The sequence below is a fragment of the Achromobacter sp. CSND-B12 genome, assembly GCF_052906545.1.
The window spans coordinates 1,698,166-1,719,255 of record NZ_JBREGJ010000001.1 but is presented as its reverse complement, the minus strand read 5'-3'; the positions used below and the strand labels follow the sequence as shown (position 1 = coordinate 1,719,255).

At 69.3% G+C, this 21,090-nt stretch carries 21 protein-coding genes and 1 pseudogene; 9 read left to right on the top strand and 13 right to left on the bottom strand.

Annotation, left to right across the window (positions count from 1 at the left end; translation table 11 throughout):
- The first annotated feature begins 4 nt into the window (after positions 1-4).
- Both gap and ACUTAG_RS07990 read left to right on the top strand, forming a co-directional pair.
- Positions 5-1,015 (top strand): type I glyceraldehyde-3-phosphate dehydrogenase, encoded by a 1,011-nt coding sequence (gene gap / locus ACUTAG_RS07995; RefSeq protein ID WP_006385607.1) that lies wholly within the window; start codon positions 5-7, stop codon positions 1,013-1,015.
- Between the two features lie 97 nt (positions 1,016-1,112).
- The gene (locus tag ACUTAG_RS07990) at positions 1,113-2,306 is read left to right on the top strand and encodes a phosphoglycerate kinase (RefSeq protein ID WP_024070157.1); all 1,194 of its coding nucleotides are present in this window, start codon (positions 1,113-1,115) and stop codon (positions 2,304-2,306) included.
- 88 nt (positions 2,307-2,394) lie between these two features.
- Here ACUTAG_RS07990 and ACUTAG_RS07985 read toward each other — a convergent pair.
- Positions 2,395-3,356 (bottom strand): annotated as a pseudogene (locus tag ACUTAG_RS07985) (Bug family tripartite tricarboxylate transporter substrate binding protein).
- A gap of 297 nt (positions 3,357-3,653) precedes the next feature.
- On the opposite strand from ACUTAG_RS07985, the gene ACUTAG_RS07980 reads away from it, so the two are divergent.
- Positions 3,654-5,345: a SulP family inorganic anion transporter gene (locus ACUTAG_RS07980; RefSeq protein ID WP_006385603.1), complete on the top strand. Its 1,692-nt coding sequence runs from the start codon at positions 3,654-3,656 to the stop codon at positions 5,343-5,345.
- Positions 5,346-5,374: 29 nt separating this feature from the next.
- Here the strand turns inward: ACUTAG_RS07980 and fabI are convergent, their stop codons facing one another.
- From fabI to ACUTAG_RS07940, 8 genes are all read right to left on the bottom strand, one after another.
- Positions 5,375-6,148, bottom strand: coding sequence for an enoyl-ACP reductase FabI (gene fabI / locus ACUTAG_RS07975; RefSeq protein WP_006385602.1), 774 nt, complete (start codon positions 6,146-6,148; stop codon positions 5,375-5,377).
- Positions 6,145-7,329, bottom strand: a complete 1,185-nt coding sequence (locus ACUTAG_RS07970; RefSeq protein ID WP_049054974.1) for an acetate/propionate family kinase — start codon at positions 7,327-7,329, stop codon at positions 6,145-6,147. Before ACUTAG_RS07970 ends, fabI begins: the two co-directional genes overlap by 4 nt.
- A 76-nt stretch (positions 7,330-7,405) precedes the next feature.
- Positions 7,406-8,350: a phosphate acetyltransferase gene (locus ACUTAG_RS07965; protein WP_024070154.1), complete on the bottom strand. Its 945-nt coding sequence runs from the start codon at positions 8,348-8,350 to the stop codon at positions 7,406-7,408.
- The gene (locus tag ACUTAG_RS07960) at positions 8,347-10,749 is read right to left on the bottom strand and encodes a DUF3141 domain-containing protein (protein ID WP_148319234.1); all 2,403 of its coding nucleotides are present in this window, start codon (positions 10,747-10,749) and stop codon (positions 8,347-8,349) included. The genes ACUTAG_RS07965 and ACUTAG_RS07960 overlap by 4 nt, the downstream gene beginning before the upstream one ends.
- A 184-nt stretch (positions 10,750-10,933) precedes the next feature.
- Positions 10,934-11,335, bottom strand: a complete 402-nt coding sequence (locus ACUTAG_RS07955) for a VOC family protein (protein WP_148319232.1) — start codon at positions 11,333-11,335, stop codon at positions 10,934-10,936.
- Positions 11,336-11,354: 19 nt separating this feature from the next.
- A complete protein-coding gene (gene yfcF, locus ACUTAG_RS07950) occupies positions 11,355-11,990 on the bottom strand; it encodes a glutathione transferase (RefSeq protein WP_446650087.1) in 636 nt (211 codons plus the stop codon).
- Positions 11,991-12,148: 158 nt separating this feature from the next.
- Entirely contained in the window at positions 12,149-12,478 is a 330-nt protein-coding gene (locus tag ACUTAG_RS07945) for a DHCW motif cupin fold protein (RefSeq protein ID WP_148319230.1), read from the bottom strand.
- 49 nt (positions 12,479-12,527) lie between these two features.
- Positions 12,528-13,013, bottom strand: coding sequence for a GNAT family N-acetyltransferase (locus ACUTAG_RS07940; RefSeq protein WP_026383191.1), 486 nt, complete (start codon positions 13,011-13,013; stop codon positions 12,528-12,530).
- A 190-nt stretch (positions 13,014-13,203) separates the two neighbouring features.
- Between ACUTAG_RS07940 and ACUTAG_RS07935 the strand changes: the two genes are divergently transcribed.
- The 3 genes from ACUTAG_RS07935 to ACUTAG_RS07925 all read left to right on the top strand — a co-directional run bounded on the left by ACUTAG_RS07935 (position 13,204) and on the right by ACUTAG_RS07925 (position 15,229).
- Positions 13,204-14,154 carry a DnaJ C-terminal domain-containing protein gene (locus ACUTAG_RS07935; protein WP_035181969.1) on the top strand — a complete coding sequence of 317 codons (951 nt, stop codon included), beginning with the start codon at positions 13,204-13,206 and terminating at the stop codon, positions 14,152-14,154.
- Positions 14,155-14,156: 2 nt separating this feature from the next.
- Positions 14,157-14,474 (top strand): chaperone modulator CbpM, encoded by a 318-nt coding sequence (locus ACUTAG_RS07930; RefSeq protein WP_006385593.1) that lies wholly within the window; start codon positions 14,157-14,159, stop codon positions 14,472-14,474.
- 140 nt (positions 14,475-14,614) lie between these two features.
- Positions 14,615-15,229 (top strand): glutathione S-transferase family protein, encoded by a 615-nt coding sequence (locus ACUTAG_RS07925; RefSeq protein WP_006385592.1) that lies wholly within the window; start codon positions 14,615-14,617, stop codon positions 15,227-15,229.
- Here the strand turns inward: ACUTAG_RS07925 and ACUTAG_RS07920 are convergent, their stop codons facing one another.
- The 4 genes from ACUTAG_RS07920 to ACUTAG_RS07905 form a co-directional block, all read right to left on the bottom strand.
- Positions 15,230-15,877: a DsbA family protein gene (locus tag ACUTAG_RS07920; protein ID WP_006385591.1), complete on the bottom strand. Its 648-nt coding sequence runs from the start codon at positions 15,875-15,877 to the stop codon at positions 15,230-15,232.
- Positions 15,878-15,976: 99 nt separating this feature from the next.
- Positions 15,977-17,452: an inorganic phosphate transporter gene (locus tag ACUTAG_RS07915; RefSeq protein WP_148319228.1), complete on the bottom strand. Its 1,476-nt coding sequence runs from the start codon at positions 17,450-17,452 to the stop codon at positions 15,977-15,979.
- Positions 17,453-17,607: 155 nt separating this feature from the next.
- The gene (locus tag ACUTAG_RS07910) at positions 17,608-17,733 is read right to left on the bottom strand and encodes a hypothetical protein (RefSeq protein ID WP_020926707.1); all 126 of its coding nucleotides are present in this window, start codon (positions 17,731-17,733) and stop codon (positions 17,608-17,610) included.
- Between the two features lie 43 nt (positions 17,734-17,776).
- Positions 17,777-18,901 carry a D-alanyl-lipoteichoic acid biosynthesis protein DltD gene (locus ACUTAG_RS07905; RefSeq protein ID WP_058665113.1) on the bottom strand — a complete coding sequence of 375 codons (1,125 nt, stop codon included), beginning with the start codon at positions 18,899-18,901 and terminating at the stop codon, positions 17,777-17,779.
- A 264-nt stretch (positions 18,902-19,165) separates the two neighbouring features.
- Between ACUTAG_RS07905 and mog the strand changes: the two genes are divergently transcribed.
- The 3 genes from mog to ACUTAG_RS07890 are packed head-to-tail and all read left to right on the top strand — an operon-like array spanning position 19,166 to position 21,084.
- Entirely contained in the window at positions 19,166-19,813 is a 648-nt protein-coding gene (gene mog / locus ACUTAG_RS07900; protein ID WP_006385588.1) for a molybdopterin adenylyltransferase, read from the top strand.
- Between the two features lie 39 nt (positions 19,814-19,852).
- Positions 19,853-20,200, top strand: a complete 348-nt coding sequence (locus tag ACUTAG_RS07895) for a hypothetical protein (RefSeq protein WP_058665112.1) — start codon at positions 19,853-19,855, stop codon at positions 20,198-20,200.
- On the top strand, positions 20,200-21,084 hold the full coding sequence (locus ACUTAG_RS07890; RefSeq protein WP_172561412.1) for a peptidoglycan DD-metalloendopeptidase family protein: 885 nt from the start codon (positions 20,200-20,202) through the stop codon (positions 21,082-21,084). The genes ACUTAG_RS07895 and ACUTAG_RS07890 overlap by 1 nt, the downstream gene beginning before the upstream one ends.
- Positions 21,085-21,090 lie beyond the last annotated feature (6 nt).

Here is a 21,090-nt window from a genome sequence, read left to right as displayed (position 1 = left end):
AGTCATGACCATTCGCGTCGCCATCAACGGTTACGGTCGCATCGGCCGCAACATCCTGCGTGCCCACTATGAAGGTGGCAAGAAGCACGATATCGAAATCGTCGCCATCAACGACCTGGGCGATCCCAAGACCAACGCCCACCTGACCCGCTACGACACCGCCCACGGCAAGTTCCCGGGCACCGTCGACGTCGACGGCGAGTACATGGTCGTCAACGGCGACAAGATCCGCGTGCTGGCCAACCGCAACCCGGCCGAACTGCCGTGGGGCGAGCTGAAGGTCGACGTGGTGCTGGAATGCACGGGCTTTTTCACCACCAAGGAAAAGGCCGGCGCGCACATCAAGGGCGGCGCCAAGAAGGTCATCATCTCGGCCCCGGGCGGCAAGGACGTTGACGCCACCGTCGTCTACGGCGTCAACCACGGCGTCCTGAAGTCGACCGACACCGTCATCTCGAACGCGTCGTGCACCACCAACTGCCTGGCCCCGCTGGTCAAGCCGCTGAACGACAAGCTGGGCCTGGAAAACGGCCTGATGACGACCGTCCACGCCTACACCAACGACCAGGTCCTGACCGACGTCTACCACGAAGACCTGCGCCGCGCCCGTTCGGCCACCATGAGCATGATCCCGACCAAGACCGGCGCCGCCGCCGCGGTCGGCCTGGTGCTGCCGGAACTGAACGGCAAGCTGGACGGCTACGCCATCCGCGTCCCGACCATCAACGTGTCGATCGTCGACCTGTCCTTCGTGGCCAAGCGCGACACGACCGTCGAGGAAGTGAACGGCATCCTGAAGGCCGCCTCGGAAGGCGAGCTCAAGGGCATCCTGGACTACAACACCGAACCCCTGGTCTCGGTGGACTACAACCACAACCCGGCCTCCAGCACCGTTGACGCGTCGCTGACCAAGGTCTCGGGCCGCCTGGTCAAGGTTTCGTCCTGGTACGACAACGAGTGGGGCTTCTCGAACCGCATGCTCGACACCACCGTCGCGCTGATGTCGGCCAAGTAAGCATCGCTGTCGAACCGAAGGGGACGAACAGGTTTTCCGCCACGGCGGAAAGCGGGTTCGTCCCCTTCGTTCGCCAACTCTAGGAGACGCAAAGCATATGTCCAAGGTCAATACCCTGTCCGCGCTGGCCAAGGCCGGCGCCCTGTCCGGCAAGCGCGTGTTCATCCGCGCCGATCTGAACGTGCCGTTCGATGACGCCGGCCGCATTTCCGAAGACACCCGCATCCGTGCCTCGGTGCCCGGCATCCGCCTGGCGCTGGACGCCGGCGCCGCGGTGATGGTCACCTCGCACCTGGGCCGTCCCAAGGAAGGCGAGCTAACCGAGGCCGATTCGCTGGCCAAGGTCGGCCAGCGCCTGTCCGAGCTGCTGGGCATGCCCGTGCCGCTGGTGCGCGACTGGGTCGACGGCGTCAAGGTCGAGCCGGGCCTGGTGGTGCTGCTGGAAAACTGCCGCGTCAACGTCGGCGAGAAGAAGGACGACGAGGCGCTGTCGCGCAAGATGGCGGCGCTGTGCGACGTCTACGTCAATGACGCCTTCGGCACGGCGCACCGCGCCGAGGCCACCACGCACGGCATCGCGCGCTTCGCGCCGGTGGCCTGCGCCGGCCCGCTGCTGGAAGCCGAGCTGGACGCGCTGGGCCGCGCGCTGCACGAACCGAAGCGCCCGCTGGTGGCGATCGTCGGCGGCTCCAAGGTGTCGACCAAGCTGTCGATCCTGCAATCGCTGGCCGACAAGGTCGACCAGCTGGTGGTGGGCGGCGGCATCGCCAACACCTTCATGCTGGCGGCCGGACTGCCGATCGGCAAGTCGCTGGCCGAGCCGGACCAGGTGGAGCAGGCGCGCGCCGTGATCGAGCTGATGAAGCAGCGTGGCGCGGACGTGCCGATCCCGGTGGACGTGGTGTGCGCCAAGGCGTTCGGCGCGGACGCCGAGGCCACCGTGAAGGCGGCCGATGACGTGGCCGCCGACGACATGATCCTGGACATCGGCCCGCAGACCGCGCAGCAGCTGGCCGAGATCCTCAAGCAGGCCGGCACCATCGTCTGGAACGGCCCGGTGGGCGTGTTCGAGTTCGACCAGTTCGCCAACGGCACCAAGGTGGTGGCGCAGGCGATCGCGGATTCCGAGGGCTTCTCGATCGCGGGCGGCGGCGACACGCTGGCCGCGATCGCCAAGTACGGCATCGGCGAGCAGGTCGGCTACATCTCGACCGGCGGCGGCGCGTTCCTGGAATTCCTGGAAGGCAAGACCCTGCCGGCGGTGGCGGTGCTGCAAGAGCGGGCCCAGTAATCTTTCCGCCCGCGCGATGAAAAAGCCGCTCCGACAGGAGCGGCTTTTTTTTCATGGGCCGGAGACCACATTGTCCGCCGCGGGGCATTTATTCCATCTTCGCGCCCGACAGCTTCACGATGCCGCCGTAGCGGTCGACCTCGGCGCGCATGAAATCACCGAAGGCCGCGGGCGTCTGGCCGGCGGGGATGATGGCGCCCATGGATTCCATGCGCTGGCGCATGGCCGGGTCGCTGGTGATGGCGTTGATGTCGCGGTTCAGGCGGGCGACGATGTCGTTGGGCGTGCCGGCCGGGGCGACGATGCCGTACCAGGCCGAGGCATACATGTCGCTGACGCCCACTTCGGCAAAGGTGGGCACGTCCGGCAAAGCGGGCAGGCGCTGGCGCGAAGCGACGGCTGGACCTGGGCCAGCGAGCCGGTGTCGATCATCATGTCGACCTGGCCCGCGAGCAGGTCGGATACGGCGGGGCCGCTGCCTTTGTAGGGGATGTGCAGGATGTCGACGCCGGTACGCGCCTTGAACATGGCGCCAGCCAGATGCTGCGACGAGCCGACGCCGCCCGAACCGTAGTTGAGCTTGCCGGGCGCGGCCTTGGCGGCGTCCACCAACTGCTGCACCGACCGGTAGGGCGATTGCTTGGGCACTTCCAGGATGTTGGGGATCTCGGCGACGAAGGCGACGGGCGTGAAGTCCTTGACCGGGTCGAAGCCCAGGCGCGCATACAGGTGCGGGTTGGCGGCGTTGGTCGAGCTGGTGGCGACCAGCAGGGTGTAGCCGTCGGGTTTCTCGCGCACGAATGCGGCCGTGCCGATGTTGCCGCCGGCGCCGGCCTTATTGTCGACGATGACGGTCTGGCCCAGGCGTTCGGTCAGGCGCTGCGCCAGCATGCGGCCCAGGGCGTCGGTGGCGCCGCCCGGAGGCCATGGCACGACCAGCTTGATGGGACGGTCGGGGTAGGCCTGGGCGTGGGACAGCGCGGGGAAGGCGGCAAGTGCGGCGAATGCGAGCGCGGCGCCGGCGGCGCGGCGCAGGAATGCGTGGGGCATGCTGGGGTCTCCTGGCGCGCGGTCCATGGGTTCGGCCGCGCTCTTGTTCAAGGGCCGCTGGACGACCCCGTGAGCGGCCGCGAGGCCGCATCTGTTGTGCCCCAGACTCTACGCAATCCCCAGATTGATAAAAAGGGATAAATATTTAAGGAAGTCGATTCCTTTTTGGAATGAAGGCGCGTCTACGGTCGATCGGCGCTTGATTCTCCCCCGGTTTGGGGGACGCGGACTGGTGTAGGCTTGGCGCTCGCCCGCGCTCCGCGGTATCCGTCCACGTTTCGCCTGCCCCGCAGCACCATGAACCTACGTTTTCTTCCTGGCCTGAACAATTTCCGGGGCATGACCCGGGAGTCCGCGGGCCGCGATATTGCCGCGGGCCTGAGCGTGGCCGCGGTGGCGCTGCCGGTGGGGCTGGCGTATGCCGCGATGATGGGCGTGCCGCCGGTGGCGGGGCTGTGGGCGGCCATCGCGGGCATGCTGGGGTACGCGCTGTTCGGGTCGTCGCGCACCTTGATCGTGGGGCCGGACACGGCCACCTGCACACTGATCGCGGCGACGCTGACCGGCATGGCGCTGACCTCGCCCGAAGACCGCCTGGTGGCGGCGACCGGCATTGCGCTGACCGTGGGGGTGGGCTGCCTGATCGCGCGGCTGCTGCGGCTGGGCGTGCTGGCCAACCTGCTGTCGCGGCCGGTGCTGATCGGCTACATGGCGGGCGTGGCGGTGACGCTGGCGCTGTCGCAACTGAGCGGCCTGACCGGCGTGGGCCTGCGCAACAGCGGGCTGGTGCATCCGTTCCTGGAACTGTCGCGGCGCGTGTCGGAGATCCGCATTCCGACGCTGTGCCTGGGGCTGGCGTCGTGCCTGCTGCTGGTGGCGATCAAGCGCTGGCGGCCGACCTGGCCGGGGCCGATCATGCTGGTGGTGGGCGCCTGCCTGCTGTCGTGGCTGTTCGATTTTCCCAGCCTTGGCATCGCGGTGGTGGGCGAGGTGCCGGCGGGCCTGCCGGCGCTGCGCCTGCCGGTGCGGCTGGACGGCGTGGACAACATCCTGCTGGGCGCGGCGGGTGTGCTGGTGGTGAGTTTTTCCAGCGGCATCGTGACGGCGCGCAGCTTTGCCGCGCGCACCGGCGAACACGTCGATCCGAACCGCGAGCTGGTCGGCTTCGGCGCGGCCAACGTGGCGGCCGGGCTGTTCCAGGGCTTCGTGGTGACGGGGGCCGATTCGCGCACGGCGGTGGGCCTGGCCGCGGGCGGCTCGTCGCCATTGGTGGGCGTGAGCGCGGCGGTGGCGCTGGCCGTCGTGGTGGGCCTGCTGAGCGCGCCGCTCTATTGGCTGCCGCAGGCGGTGCTGTCGGCGATCCTGCTGCTGGCGGCCGCCAGCCTGTTCGACGGCCAGGCCTTCATGCGGCTGGCGCGCATTTCGCGCATCGAGCTGGCCTTCGGCATCCTGGCGGCCGTGGGCGTGGTGGGCTTCGGCGTGCTGCAGGGCGTGGCGGTGTCGGTGGGCGCGACCCTGCTGTACGCCATGTACGTGTCCGGCAATCCGCGCGATGCGCTGCTGGGGCGGCTGCCGGGCGAGTCGGTGCTGGGCAAGATGCACCTGAACCCGCAGGCGCAGCCGGTGCCGGGCGCGGTGATCTGGCTGTTCGAGTCGTCGGTGTGGTTCTTCAACGCGGACGCTTTCCGCCGGCGCGCGCGCGAAATCATCGAGCAGGCCGGCGATGTCACCTGGTTCGTGCTGGACGCCGAAGCCATGACGCAGGCCGATGCCGACGCCATCGAGGCGCTGTACGAATTGCGGCGCGAGCTGCGCGACCGCGGCATGGTGCTGCTGGTGGCGGGCGGCCACGGCCAGTTCCGCATGGCGCTGGAGCGCTCGGGCCTGGCCGAGCGCATCGGCCGTGACAAGATCTTTGCGTCGCCCGAACAGGCGGTCGAGGCCATCGAGCGCTGGCGCCAGGGGCCGGCGCCAGCCACGCTCTCCTGATACTTGGCGCGGGCCGTGGCGCCCGCGCCTCAATCGATGATGTGATAGCCGCCGTCGATATACAGCGTCTGCCCGGTCATGCGGCGGGCGGCGTCGGTGGCGAGCCAGGCGGTGGCCTCGCCGACGTCGTCGATCGACACCAGACTGCGCGCCGGCGCCTTGGCCTGGGCGCGGTCGAGCAGCGCGTCGAACTCGGCAATGCCCGAGGCGGCGCGGGTCTTGAGCGGTCCGGGTGAGATCGCATGCACGCGGATGCCCTGCGGGCCGAGCTCGGCCGCCAGGTAGCGGGTGGCCGATTCCAGCGCGGCCTTCACCGGGCCCATCATGTTGTAGTGCTCGACCACCATCTGCGAGCCGTAGTAGCTCATGCAGAACAAGGTGCCGCCGGTCGGCATCAGCGGCTCGGCCAGCTTGGCCATGCGGATGAACGACCAGCACGACACGTCCATGGCCGTCAGGAAGCCGGCGCGCGAGCAGTCGGTGACGCGGCCGTGCAGGTCGTCGCGCGGGGCGTAGGCGATGGAATGCAGCACGAAGTCCAGGCCGCCCCATTCGGTCGCGATGCGCTCGAACACCGCCTCCAGCTCGCCCTCGCGCAGCAGGTCCAGCGGCATCAGCAGCGGCGCGTCGACCTGGCGTGCCAGCGGCTCGACGTGCGGGCGGGCCTTGTCGTTCAGGTAGGTCACGGCCAGTTCCGCGCCCATAGCGCGGAACGCCTTGGCGCAGCCCCAGGCGATGGAGTCGGCGTTGGCGATGCCGGTGACCAGGCCGCGCTTGCCGGCAAGAGGCAGGGCGGCGCTCATCGTTGCTTCACCAGGGCCAGCGTGTGCTGCGCGATGATCAGTTCTTCGTTGGTGCGCACCACGTACACGCCGATGCGGCTGTCGTCGCTGGAAATGCGCGGCCCGTGATGCGCATTGCGCTCGGGATCCAGCTTGATGCCGAGCCAGCCCCAATGCTCGCTGATGGCCTGGCGGATCTCGGCCGAGTTCTCGCCGACGCCCGCGGTGAAGACGATGCCGTCGATGCCGTTCATGGCGCAGCCCAGGCCGATCATGCCTTCGGCCACGCGCCAGGCGAAGTACTTGAGCGCCAGCCTGGCCGACGGCGCGTCGCTGGCCAGCAGCTCGCGCATGTCGTTGCTGATGCCCGACAGGCCCTTCATGCCGCAGTCGTGGTACAGCAGGTGCTCGATGTCGTCGTGCGACATGCCCTGTTCCATCATCCACAGCACCACGCCCGCATCCAGGCGCCCGGGCCGCGTGCCCATGGGCAGGCCTTCGAGCGCGGTGAATCCCATGGTGCTGTCGACGCTCCTGCCCTGGTGCATGGCGCAGGCCGACACGCCCGAGCCCAGGTGCGCCGCGATGATCTTGCCCATCGCGATCTCGGGCAGCGCCTGGCGCAGCCGCTGCGCGATGTACTCGTACGACAGGCCGTGGAAGCCATAGCGGCGCACGCCCTGCTGGTAGAGGTTCTCGGGCAGGGCGTAGCGGTCGGCCACGTCGGAATGGCTGCGATGGAAGGCGGTGTCGAAGCACGCCACCTGCGGAATCCACGGGCGCCGCTCGCGGATGACGCGGATCGGCGCCAGGTTGTTGGGCTGGTGCAGCGGCGCCAGCGGCGTGAAGGTGTCCAGCTTGGCGAGGATGGCGTCGTCGATCAGCACCGGCTCGGACAGGTCGGGGCCGCCATGCACCACGCGATGGCCCACGGCCAGCGGCGCGCCGCCCAGGTGGCCGCTGAGCCAGGTGCCGACCACTTCCTGGCCGTTGGGCACGTCGGGCGCGTGGCTGGGCGCGATGTCGCGTTCCACCAGCGTCTGGCCGGCGGCGTCGCGCACCCGCAGGCGCGGATGGCCGGTGCCGATGCCTTCGAGCTGGCCGCCCAGGCGCGGCGCCAGGGCCTGCTTGCCGTCGATGTCGTACAGGTAGAACTTGATGCTGGAACTGCCGGCGTTGATGACGAGAATGGTGTCGGACATGGAGTCGATCGCCTCTTGATGCAAGGGACAAGGCGGGGCCGGGGCCCCGCCGCTCATTCACGGCCTGTCGGCCCGCCTAAGCCAGCGGGCGCGCCTGCTGCGCGGCCAGGTGGTGCGCGTAGATCGCCGCCACCGCGCAGGACGCCAGGCGCGAACGCGGGCTGTCGGCGCGGCTGGTCAGGATGATGGGCACGCGCGCGCCCAGCACGATGCCGGCGGCCTCGGCGTTGGCCAGGAAGGTCAGGTTCTTGGCCAGCATGTTGCCGGCTTCCAGGTCGGGCACCACCAGCACCTGGGCCACGCCCGCCACCAGCGAGCGGATGCCCTTGATGCGGGCGGCGTCGGGGCTGATGGCGTTGTCCAGCGCCAGCGGGCCGTCGAGCACGCCGCCGCTGATCTGGCCGCGGTCGGCCATCTTGCACAGCGCGGCGGCCTCGATGGTGCTGGGGATGCTGGGCGTGACCTGTTCCACCGCCGACAGGATCGCCACGCGCGGCTCGCCCAGGCCCAGGCCGTGGTGCAGGTCGATCACGTTGCGGATGATGTCGGCCTTGGTTTCGAGGTCCGGAAAGATGTTGATGGCCGCGTCGGTGATGAACAGCGGCTCGGCGTAGGTCGGCACTTCCATGATGAACACATGGCTGATGCGCCGGCCGCTGCGCAGGCCGGTGGCGCGCGCCACCACCTCGTGCATCAGTTCGTCGGTGTGCAGGCTGCCCTTCATCAGCAGCGAAGCCTCGCCGCCGCGCACCAGCGCCACGGCGGTCTCGGCCGCGGCGTGGCTGTGCGGCGCATCGACGATGCGGGCGTCGCCCAGGTTCAGCTTGTGCTGCGCGGCCGTGTCGCGGATCTTGAGTTCCGGCCCCACCAGGATGGGGCGCAGCAGGCCCAGGTCGCGCGCTTCCAGCGCGGCCGACAACGACGGTTCGTCGCAGGGATGGGCGATGGCGCAGGCCGCGGGCGCCAGGGTCTGGGCGCGCGCGATCAGTTTGTCGTAGTGCGTGGAGGTGGGCAGGCTCATTCCGGTTTGGCCTTGGCGGTGGCGGGTTTGCGGACGCGCGCGGGCGCGGCTTCCTTCTTGCGGGCGGCGGCCTTGACCGCGGCCTGCGGCGTGGACTTGGCGGCGGCCGCCGTGGTGGCGCGGCGCGCACGGGCGGCGGGCGGCGCCGGCGGCGACGGTTGCAGTTTCGCGGTGGCGGCGCGCACGGCCTTGCGCGCGCCCGGCGCCGGCTCATGCTTTTGCGCGCGGCGCGCGGCGGTCTCGAAGATCCGTTCCATCTCGGCCAGGCTGTCACGCGCCGCCGGACTCAGGGGCTGGGCCGCCTCGAGCACGTGTTTCATGGCCTCCAGCGCCTCGCGGATGGCGGCGGGCGACGAGCCTTCCAGCAGCTTCGGCATGGTCTGCAGCACGGCCGCGGAATCGAGCCGCATCATCATGGCCTGGTCGCGGGTGATGTCCTTGAATTCCTGCAGCGTCATGGCGTTGCCGGCCTCGGCCCGCATCTTGCGGATCAGCGCGAAGCTGCGTTCGTCCAGGCCGCCCTCGGCGCCGGCCACGTACAGCAGCATGCGGATGGCGGCCACGCGCAGGCCGCCTTCCTGCAGCAGCGAGCGCAGTTCGGCGGCGCGTTCTTCCATGAAGCGGCGGTGTTCGGGCGACACGCCGGGGTGGCGGCGCGGCTGGCCATCCTTGCCGCCCAGCCCGGCCAGGTCCTGCACCAGCGGCGAGCCGTAGACGCTCATGAAGGTGCGCTCGTCGGCCGAATCGCGCAGTTCCTGGAAGATGTTCAGGCTGGTCTCGACCAGCTTGGAAAACATTTCCTGGGCCAGCAGGAACGGGTTGTCGGGCGACACGGGCTGGCGATGTTCGCGCACCTGCTCGGCCACCTGGGCGATGGGCGCGATCAGCGGGTTGCGGTCGGACACCAGTTCGTAGGGCAGGCGCAGCGGATGCAGGCGCTGGCTCCATTCGGCCGATTGCGGCGTCACCAGGGCGCGCACCCAGGGCTGCACGAAGCTGCGGTACATGCCCAGGTTGATGTCGGAGATGCGGGCCACGGCGGCAAAGCGCAGGTCGTCGTCTTCCTTGCGTTCGACGATGGCGCGCACGTCGTCCATGCGGCGCTGCTCGAACGACAGCACGTAGTTGCCATAGGCCAGGTCGGCGTTGGGCGTGTCCGGCGTCTTGTCGGCGATCTCTGCCTGGTAGATGCCCGGCGGCAGCACATCGATCATGTCGATGTTGGAGGTGAATTCCTGGTGTTCCTTGCGCGCCACGCTGCCGGACACGAAGATGCCCAGGTGGCCGATGCTTTCATGCACGGCGTAGACGATGGTCTGGTCGTGCGCCAGCACCTCGGCGTCGTCCTGGTACAGGTCGGGAATCCAGCCCAGCGCCTGCGGCGGCGGGGTGATGTTGTCGCCCTTGGAGCAGAACACCACGATGGGCGAGCGGATGTTGCGCAGGTCGATGCGGATGCCGTCCGACGTGACCAGCCCGGCGGTCGACAGCCGGTTGCCGACGAACAGGTTGTCGACGATGTACTGGATTTCCGGCCCGTTCAGGAACACGTGGCCGCCCCACCATTTCTCGAAGCTCAGGTAGCGGCCGGCTTCGGTGTCGACCTTGGAATACAGGTTGTACTGCTTGGACCAGAGCGTGTTGGCCGGGTTGAGGTTCTCGAAGTTCTGCACCAGCCAGGCGCCGTCGAACTTGCCGTCGCCCAGGTCGCTGGTCAGGGCGGTGAGCCAGCTGCCGCCCAGCAGGCCGCCGGCGTAGCGCATCGGATTCATGCCGCGCCAGCCCGCCCAGTAGGACAGCGGCGCGCCGGCGATGATGATGGGGCCGAACAGCTCGGGACGCACGGCGGCGGTCATCATGATCTGCCAGCCGGCCTGGCAGTTGGCCACCACCACCGGCTTGCCTTCGGCGTCGGGGTGGCGCGCGATGATCTCTTCCAGGAAATGGGCCTCGGCCTTCATCACGTCTTCGACGGTCTGGGTGGGCACGGGCTGCGGCAGGAAGGTGGCGAAATAGCAGGGATGGCCGGCGCGCACCGCCACGCCGATCTCGCTCTCGGGCTTGAAGCCGCCGATGCCGGGGCCGTGGCCGGCGCGCGGATCGACCACCAGGAAGGGGCGCTTGATCGGGTCGACCGTCACGCCCTCGGGCGGCTTGATGCGCAGCAGGCCGTAGTTGACCGGGCGCGGCAGTTCGCGGCCGTCCAGCACCAGTTCGTACTCCATGCTGAGCACGTTGGGGGCCCGCTTGGCCATGTGGTCGTGGTACTGGTTGCCGCGCTGGCGCATCACATCGGCGTACAGCACGCCGCGCTGCCAGGCGTCCACAGCGTATTCATAGGCGGCCGTCCAGGGGTTGAAGGACGGGGCGGGGACGCGATCGTTGCCGGATCCGGCCATGGCGATCTCCTATAGGTAGCACCCGGCAGCGGGTGCTACCGGACCGGTTCCTCAAGTGGAACCAGCTGACTTGACCCCCCCATTACACCTGAATGGATGTTGCATCGCAACATGGGGACGGTTGATGCAGGTCAAACGTCCGGGACTATCCGTCCCTGCTTGTTCGCGGCAGCCGCGCCCGGCCTCACGGCGCGTCGTGGCAAACGGCTTCGATACGGTTGCCGGATGGGTCCGACAGAAAGGCGGCGTAGTAATGCGGGTGGTAGTGGGGGCGCGGGCCGGGGGCGCCTTCGTCACGCCCGCCGTGGGCCAGCCCGGCGGCATGGAACGCATCCACCGCGGCGCGGCTGGCGGCCTTGAAGCACCAGTGGCGGCGCGCCGGCGCGCTCGGCGACGCGACCGGATCGGCCTGCACGCTCAGGTAGGTGTGGCCGGAATCGCCGGGGCGGCAGCGTTCGCCGTAGCCCAGCGCGTCGGCGTGGTCGTAGACCTTGGCCGCGCCCAGGGCGGCCATGACGGCGTCGTAGAAGGGCCGGGCGGTGTCGAGCCCGGCGACGCTGATGGAGACGTGATCCAGCAATTGCATGGCGGCTCCGGGTGGTGGATCAGGCGCGGGCGGCCGCGTTGTGATCCAGCCATTTGCGCACCGAGGGCCGCTGCCATTGGATCTCGACATACTCGCGCAGCGGGTCGGGCAGGCCGTCCTGCCACAGGCGGCGCAGCGCCACCGCCAGGTCCAGGTCGGCGATGCACCAGTCGTCGAACAGGCTGGCCTGGCCCGCGCCGATCAGGGCGCCGGCCACGTGGATCAGCTTGGCCGCGGCCGCATGGCCGGCGTCGGACAGGGGTTGTCCGGCGTCGCCGTAGAACACCGATTCGGTCGGCCGTTCCTGGCGCAGGGCGCCCAGGTCGCTGCGCAGCCAGGCCTGCAGCTGGCGGGCGCGGGCGCGCTCGCGCGGCAGGGCTGGGTACAAGGCGGTACAGGCCGGCGCCGGATGCAGGTCTTCCAGGTACTCGGTGATGGCGGTCGATTCGGTCAGGTTGAAATCGCCGTGGGTGAGGGCCGGCACGCGCGCGGTCAGGGCGCGGCACTGGTAGGGCTGCATGCGCTGTTCGCCCGCGTCCAGATCGATCAGGCGAACCTCGAAGGGCAACTGTTTTTCGGCCAGCGCCACATAGGCCGACATGGCGTAGGGGCTGAGGAACTGGGAATCGACGTACAGCGTAAACGGGGCGCCCAAGTGGATCTCCGGTCAGGCGATTGAAAAAACTCCAACGTTGCGCCTTCGGCTTGCTGCCCCGGAAAAGGGGCTTTCATCTCGAGGCGGCGCGGCGTTGAAAAAGGGGTGCGTAGCGCAAAGCGTAACGCAACTGAAATTTCGCGTGTCGCGCCGGCGCGTCAGTCGACGATGAACAGCCTGGCGCCGGTGGTGGTGGACGAGCGATGCGGCTCGGCCTGGTCGGCCACCTGGTAGCTCATGCCGGGCGTCAGCACGAAGGTGCGACCGTCTTCCAGCTCGGTATGCAGCTCGCCTTCCAGGCAGAACAGGATGTGGCCCTTGCTGCACCAGTGGTCCGCCAGGTAGCCCGGCGTGTATTCGACCATGCGCACGCGCAGGTCGCCGAACTGGCGGGTGCGCCAATAGGCCATGCCGGTGTCGCCGGAATGTTCTGTGGCTTCGACCTCGGACCAATCGGTGGTGCCGAAGGGGATGTTGCTCATCTTCATGTGTTTTTCCCTTGGGGGCGGCGCGCCCCGCGCGCCGCGAATGGAGGACTCAGGCGGCCAGCTTCTTCTGCCAGAACATGGCGCGGCCGGTGTCTTCGTCCAGCGAATAGCCTTCGTAGCCCAGCTTGCGGTACAGGCCCTGGGCCACGTCGTTGCCTTCCAGCACTTCCAGCGTGATCTTGCAGCAGCCCAGCCGGCGGGCGCGGTCTTCCAGCGCGGCCAGCAGCTGCTTGCCCACGCCCTGGCCCTGGAACCGGGGCGACACGCCCAGGTCGTGCAGGTTGACCAGCGGACGGCAGGCGAAGGTCGAAAAGCCCTCGATATAGATGGCCACGCCGGCCGCCTCGCCGTCGACCCGCGCCAGCAGGGCGCGCGCCGTCGGCCGCTTGGCCAGTTCCGGAATCAGGTTGCGCTGGGCGTACTCGGGCAGGGGCGTGTTGCCGCCCATGGGGCCGCTGGCGTATTCGTTGAGCATGGCCAGCACCTGCTGGCCGTGTTCCGGGTTGTTGAAGTCGACGTCGATGATTTCCAGCACGATCGGTTCCTGTTCATTGGCGATGGCCTGCCGGGCCCGGCGGCGGGCGCGGCAACCGTCCATTATGCGCGAAGCCGCGCGGCTGACGAAACGCATTGAAAAATCGCACCGTAACCCCTATCTTCTTTCCATTCAGGGCCGAATCCGGCGCGAGCCGCCTTTGGCTGCAACCCTTACCATGGGCTGGGAAATGGAGTTCAAGGACTACTACAGCATTCTTGGTGTGGAGCGCGGCGCCTCCGAAGACGAGATCCGGCGCTCCTACCGCAAGCTCGCCCGCAAGTACCACCCCGACGTCAGCAAGGAAAGCGACGCCGAGGCGCGCATGCGCGACGTCAATGAAGCCTACGACGTGCTGCGCGACAAGGAAAAGCGCGAGGCTTACGACAATCTCGCCGCCGGCGTGTCGCCGGGCGGGGGCTTTCAGCCGCCGCCGGGATGGGACGAGGGCTTCGAGTTCCACCGCGGTCCGGCGTCGGGCGAAGAGGCCCAGTTCAGCGAGTTCTTCTCGTCGCTGTTCGGCGGCCGCGGCCGCCGCGGCGCGCCGGGCCAGGGCCACCAGCAGGAATTCCGCGCCCGCGGCGACGACCACCACGCGGCCATCGAGGTCGACCTCGAAGACGCTTTGCAGGGCGCCACCCGCGACATCAGCCTGCGCTCCATGACGGTGGACGACCAGGGCCGCCCGCAGGTGCAGACCCGCACGCTCAGCGTGCGGATCCCCGCGGGCGTGCGAGAGGGCCAGTTCATCCGCCTGGCCGGGCAGGGCATGCCGGGCTACGGCGGCGGCGAGAACGGCGATCTGTACCTGGAGGTCCGCTTCAAGCCGCACGCCCGCTACCGCGCCGAAGGCCGCGACCTGTACATGACGCTGCCGGTGGCGCCGTGGGAAGCGGCGTTGGGCGCCAAGGTCAATGCGCCGACGCCGGGCGGCACGGTCGAGGTCTCGGTGCCCGCGGGGTCCGGCAACGGCCGCAAGCTGCGGCTGCGCGGCCGCGGCATTCCGGGCGATCCGCCCGGCGACCTGTACCTGGTGCTCGAGCTGGCGCTGCCGCCGGCCGACACCGAAGCGGCCAAGGAGGCCTACCGCAAGATGCAGCACGACCTGCCGTTCAACCCGCGGCGCCACCTGGGGGTCTGATCATGAAGAAAGTCGTCATCAGCAGCGCCACCGTGGTGGGCAAGTCGCAGCCGCTCAGCGCCGACGACCTGGCCCGCGCCTGCGGCGCGGAAGTCGAATGGGTCGCGCAACTGGTCGAGGTCGGCATCGTCGACGCCAGCGGGCCGCGTCCGGCCGAATGGCGCTTCTACAGCGTCGACCTGCAGCGAGCGCTGGATGCGCGCCGCCTCGAGCGCGACTTCGGCGCCGGCCTGGATGCCGTGGCGCTGATCCTGGATTTGAGCCAGGAAGTGCGCCGCCTGAAGGCGCAACTGCGCGCGCTGGGCGCGACCGGCGAATAGGGCGGACGGCGGACAGGGCGACCGGCGGACAGGGCGACCGGCGGACAGGCGCCTGGTCGCCGGTGACGGTACTGGCCGCGGCTGGGCGGCCTGCGGCACAATGGCCGCAGGGGCCGCGCCCCGGAACCAGGAGACCGCCCATGCTGACCCTCTATCACGCCCCGCGCTCACGCTCTTTCCGCATCCTCTGGCTGCTTGAAGAGCTGGGCGTGCCCTACGACACCGAGATGGTGTCGATCCGCCGCCGTGACGGCTCCGGCCATATCCCGCCCGACTACATCGACATCCACCCGCACGGCAAGGTGCCGGCGCTGGTGCACGACGGGGTGCCGGTGTTCGAAACCCCCGCCATCGCGCTTTACCTGACCGACCTGTTCCCCCAGGCCGGCCTGGGTCCGGTCATCGGCGATCCGCAACGCGGTCCCTACCTGACCTGGCTGGCCTACTCGACCGGCGTGTTCGAGCCCGCCATGACCGAGCGCGTGTTCAAGACGGCGCACCAGCAGGGCACGATGGGGTGGGGCTCGGCCGACGAGGTCGAACAGGTCGTGACCCGGGTGCTGCAGGCCCGCCCGTATTTCCTCGGCGAGCATTTCAGCGCCGTCGACATCGTGCTGGGCGGCACCTTGCAGTTCATGATGCAGATGAAGGTGATTGCCGAGAACCCGGTGTTCTCGGCCTATGCCGAGCGGCTGGCGGCGCGTCCGGCGATGCACCGCGCCTTGCAGCGCGACGGTGACATCGGCGAAGGCTGACTACCCGAGCCGGGCGCGCAGGTCCGCCTGCCATTGCGACGGGCGGCCCAGGAAGCGCGACGGTTCCAGCAGTTCGCAGGCGCCGTCGCGTTCCAGCGCCAGCGTCGGAAAGCCCGAGCCGCGCAGCCGCCCGAGCAGCGCGCGGCTTTCGGCAATGTGGCGATCGGTGGCCGCGCCTTCGGTGGCGGCATAGGCCTCCTGGAAGGCGGCGCCATCCAGGCCGGCGTCTTGCGCCAGGCGCCGCAGTTCGGCCGGGTCGGCGATGCGCCGGCCCTCGACGTAATGGGCCCGTTGCAGGCGTTGCAGCAGGTCCAGGCCACGGCCGCCCAGCAATTGCGCCGCCAGGATGGCGGTGGTGGGCGGGGCCGAGTCGAATACCGCGCCGCTGTCGCGCAGCAGGCCGTCGAAATAATCCGGACCGAACTGCTGGCCGGTCAGGCCGGCGATGCGTTCGTCATGCGGCATGACGTAGCGCCGCAGCGCGTCGGTGACCGGCTGGCGGTTGCCGCCGGTCATCATGCCGCCGCCGTGCAGCGCAATGGCCAGGCCGTCGATGCCGCGGGCGGCCTGCACCAGCGGCGCGGCGCCATAGCACCAGCCGCAGAGCGGGTCGTAGATGTAATGCAGGATGGGGAAAGGGGTAGCCATGGCGCCATGGTAGGGGCGCGTCCGCGCGGGACATAGCCCGCCGCGGTAGCCACTGTGTTGCGCCGGCCGCGCAGATCGTTCGCGCGGCCGGTGGCGGCGTCAGCCGGCGATCTGCACGCCGATCCAGAACAGGCCCGCCGCCAGCAGCATCGAGGCGGGCAGGGTCAGGACCCAGGCCAGCAGGATGTTGCGCACCGTGCCGCCCTGCAGGCCGCTCTTGTTGGCGATCATGGTGCCCGCCACGCCCGAGGACAGCACGTGGGTGGTGGAGACCGGCAGGCTGAAGACGTTGGCCAGGCCGATGGCCCCGACCGCGGTGAGCTGCGCCGACATGCCTTGCGCGTAGGTCATGCCCTGCTTGCCGATCTTCTCGCCCACCGTCAGCACCACGCGGCGCCAGCCGACCATGGTGCCGGCGCCCAGCGCCAGCGCCACCGCCACGATCACCCAGAAGGGCGCGTATTCGGTGGTGGCGGTCAGGTCGGCGCGCAGGCGCTGCAGGTCGGTGCGTTCACGCGCCGGCAGGCCCTCGATGCGCGCCACCTTCTTGGCGGTGTCGTCCAGGCACAGCAGGTAGCGGCGCACGTCGATGCGCTTGGCGGCGGACAGGTCGGCGTAGTTGCTGACGCCGCGCAGGTCGGCCTGCAGCGCGTCGATGGTGGGCAGGGTCAGTTGCGGGTCGCAGCGGAAATTGCGCGGCAGGTCCGAAGCGGAGCCGGCGCGCTTGAGCGCCAGGAAGTCGCCCAGCATGGCTTCGTTGCGCTGGTAGAAAGCGCTCAGGTGGGTGGCGGCGTCGCGGGTGCGCTCGATCTGGTAGGTGGTGCTGTTGGTGTCCAGCACGAAGTTGGCCGGCACGATGCCGATCAGCACCAGCATGATCAGGCCGATGCCTTTCTGGCCATCGTTCGAGCCGTGCACGAAGCTCACGCCCATGGCCGACAGCACCAGCACCAGGCGGTTCCAGAACGGCGGGTGTTTCTTGTTGTCGATGGCGCGGCGCTGTTCCGGCGTCTTGTGCATCTTCGACAGCGGCAGCCAGCGCTTGAGCGCCAGCAGCAGGCCGCCGGCCACCAGGAATCCGGCCACCGGCGACACCACCAGCGAGGCGCCGATGTCGATCGCCTTGCCCCAGTTCACGCCATCGGCCAGCGGCAGGTCGGTGATCAGCGCGTTGGCCAGGCCCACGCCCAGGATCGAGCCGATCAGCGTGTGCGAGCTGGAGGCCGGGATGCCGAAATACCAGGTGCCCAGGTTCCAGGCGATGGCGGCGGCCAGCATGGCGAACACCATGGCCAGCCCGCGGCCGGTATCGACGTTGATCAGCAGTTCGACCGGCAGCAGGTGGACGATGGCATAGGCCACGCCCACGCCGCCCAGCAGCACGCCGAGGAAGTTGAAAATGCCCGAGAGCACCACCGCCAGGTGGGGCGGCATGGCCTTGGTGTAGATGACCGTCGCGACGGCGTTCGCCGTGTCGTGGAAGCCATTGATGAATTCGAAGGCCAGGACGAACGTCAGGGCCAGGACGAGGCTGAGGCCGACCCAGAGATCTAGGCCGTGGAAGAGGGAGGGCATGGGGGGGCGGGGAGAGGTTCCGGCGAGCCCAGATTATTACAGATTTGTGACCTGTCCCCGGTTGCTGGGGGCAATTTTCTCGACGCCTTTCCGACGGGGCTCCCGCCGCGCGGGGCCATGGCGGGCTGGCCGGGGCCCGGGCGCCGGCCAGCCCGCTAGAACTTCTGGTACTGGAACTCGATTTCCAGCGGCTTGCCCAGATTGGCCGACGTGTCGGCCTGGATCATCATGACCGCCAGCAGGCCCAGGTAGAGCAGGCACAGCCACAGGGTTTTTCTCATCGCGCGGCGTCCTTGGCCAGGGAAGGGGTATCGGGGAACGGGTTCACGGGCGGAAGACCTCGGCGATGCGCTGGTTGACACGCAGCCAGCCCAGTTCGCCCAGGTGCTGCACGTCGCGCAGGGTGCCGATCTCGTAGGGGGCGTCGTACATGTTCATGCAGGCCATGGCGTAGCGCGCGCACAGCGCGTCGACCTGGCGCTGGATCGGGGCGAAGCGGTCCAGGTCCTTGAACACCAGCGGGTGCAGCGGCTGCATCACGAACAGCGCGTTGACGCCGTGGTTGCGCAGCAGCCGCATCAGCGCCTCCAGTTCGCGCAATTCGTCCTTGCCGGTCAGCGGCCGCGGCAGGAAGGCGGTCTTGCCGCCGGCCGGGACGGCCTGCAGGTATTTGTCGAAGAAATCGTCGCGCACGGCGTAGCGGTTGCGCGCCATCCGCGCCTGTTCGGCTTCCTGCGCCTCGCGCGCCAGGCCGTCCCAGTCGACCACCCGGGCGGCCGCCGCCGGGCCCGCCGCTTCGGTCTCGGGCGCCGGCGCGGCATGGGCCGGCGTCCACAGGTCGACCAGCCGCTGGCGGAACACATAGGCCTGCTCGGCGGCCATCGACCACGCCACCCGGGCATCGCCCTTGTCGCGCAGCCAGCGCGCCAGTTGCTCGCGGCCCTCGGGCTGGCGCACCAGGCGCGGCAGCAGGGGGTTGGCATGTTCGCGGAATTCGTCCGGCCCCAGGCCGCCGTCGCCGTCGAACCAGCCGGGCGACACCATGATCACCACGCGCGAGGCCGGCGACAGGTCGTCGGCCAGCGCCGCCAGCACAAGTTGCATGCCGAGCGACTGGAAGCCCGAATGGCCGTAGGCCATGACCGGCATGCGCAATTCATCGGCCAGGAAACGGTAGGGCACGAAGCGCAGGTCGGTGCTGGTGAGTTCCGACGACCCCATCACCACCAGCCGGTCGCCGGTGCGCAGCGCCTGGCTCAGGCGCGACAGGTTGCGGGTCTGGTCCTGCAGGGTATTGCCGAGGTTGTGGATGTAGACGCCCGTTGCCGCGTCCGGCGCCGGGCCGGTGCGCAGGGCCAGCCCGTGCCAGGCGCCCAGGCCCGCGGCCAGCGCGACCGTCAAGGCCAGTGCCGCCGCCAGCGCATGCTGCCCGAGGGTGCGTTTGAACATGAGGAACCAGGAGGCGCGGCGCGCGGGTCGGGGTGGAAGGGAAGATTGTGAGCGGATGTTATCCAGCGCCCATGACCGATACAAGCGCGCAAACCCGGGGATTCCCCTTTTTGCCACAGGGACGGCAGGCCCGTCCGCGGGCCCAAGGCGGGAGAATGCGCTAGCATCCTTGTCTGGCGGACCCCTGGATTACCAGGATTGACCGCGTCCCGGCCGCCGGGACGGTGGTTGCCGCCATCCGCCCAATCCACGCCCCGCCTGCCCATGACCGCCCCTGCCCGCATCGCCCGCCGCCACCCAGACGAACTGATCATCGGCCTGGTGTCGATTTCCGACCGCGCCTCGGCCGGCGCCTACCAGGACCAGGGGTTGCCGGCGTTGCGCGAATGGCTGGGCGGGGCGCTGGCTTCGCCGTGGCAGGCCGTGGAGCGGCTGATTCCCGACGAGGCGGGGCGCATTTCCGACACCCTGATCGAACTGGTCGACACCTGCGGCTGCGACCTGGTCCTGACCACCGGCGGCACCGGCCCGGCGCGGCGCGATGTCACGCCCGAGGCCACGCTGGCGGTCGGCACCAAGGAAATGCCGGGCTTCGGCGAACAGATGCGCCAGATCAGCCTGCGCTTCGTGCCCACGGCGATCCTGTCGCGGCAGGTCGCCGTCATCCGCGAACGGCCATCGCACGCCGCCCTGATCGTCAACCTGCCGGGCCAGCCCAAGGCGATCCGCGAAACCCTCGAGGGCCTGAAGGCCGATGACGGCACGGTGCTGGCGGCGGGCATCTTCGCGGCCATTCCCTACTGCATCGATCTGATCGGCGGCCCCTACGCCGAGACCCATCCCGAGGTCATCGCGGCCTTCCGCCCCAAGTCGGCGCGCCGCCCGCAACCGTCGCCGGACGCTGCGGTATAGTTGGCCGCCTCTTTCCATTCATTGCCAGAGAGTCCAGATATGAAGGTCCGTACCGCCTTGTCCCTTGCCGCCGCCGTGCTCGCCGTGTCGGCGTGCGCCAACGTCAAAGACGTCCGCCAGCGTGATCCGGTGTTCTACGGCTCGACCCAGCGCACGGCCGAGGACTACACCAACTGCGTGGCCGACGCCTGGAAGAGCCTGGACGTAAATTTCGAACGCAAGACGGTGCGCAACGGCTTCGAGCTGATCCAGTCGGACAGCCTGGGCGTCGAGGCGGTGCTGACCACCACCACCTGGAAGGGCAAGACCGAGGCCCGCCTGTCGACCCGCATCGCGCGGCGCGACCAGAGCTTGATCGAACCCGCCAACCTCTGCCTGCAACAGTGATGCCGCAACGCCGAGACATGCTGCGGCTGGGCCTGGCCGCGGCGGCGGTATGCCTGGCGCTGCCGGCCCGCGCCAGACAGGCGCCCGCCGCGCAGGCGGGCGGCTACATCAGCCGCAAGCTCAACGCACCGGTGCCGGGCGGCGTGGCCGTGCTGGCGCTGGGCGACGCCGCGACGGCGCCCGAGGTCACCTACCGCGACCGCCGCGTGCTGGTGGTGCGCGAAGACGGCAAGCAATGGATCGCCGTGGTCGGCATCCCGCTGGCGGTCAAGCCCGGCCCGCAGGAGGTCACCGTGCGCGACGCTGGCGGCTCGCGCCAGTTGCCCTTCACGGTGGGCGCCAAGGAATACGTGGCCCAGCACATCACGCTGAAGAACCCGCGCCAGGTCAATCCCGATCCCGACGACATGAAGCGCATCGAGCGCGAAATGGCCGAGCAGAGCGCGGCCAACCGCGCCTACCGCGCTGGCGTCACGCCCAGCAACGTGCTGCTGGACCGGCCCGTCAGCGGCGGCCGCCTGTCCAGTCCGTTCGGCCTGCGCCGCTTCTTCAACGGCGAAGAGCGCAATCCGCATTCCGGGCTGGATTTCGCGGTGCCGGCCGGCACGCCGATCAAGGCGCCGGCCGCGGGCGTGGTGTCGCTGGTGGGGGATTACTTCTTCAACGGCAAGACCGTCTTCCTGGACCATGGGCAGGGCTTTGTCAGCATGTTCTGCCACATGTCGGCGATCGACGTGAAGGTGGGCGATAGCGTCGCGCGCGGCGGCGTGGTCGGCAAGGTCGGGGCCACCGGCCGCGCCACGGGGCCGCACTTGCATTGGAATGTCAGCCTGAACGATGCGCGGGTCGATCCCGCGATCTTCATCGGCGCCTTCAAGCCCTGACGGGGG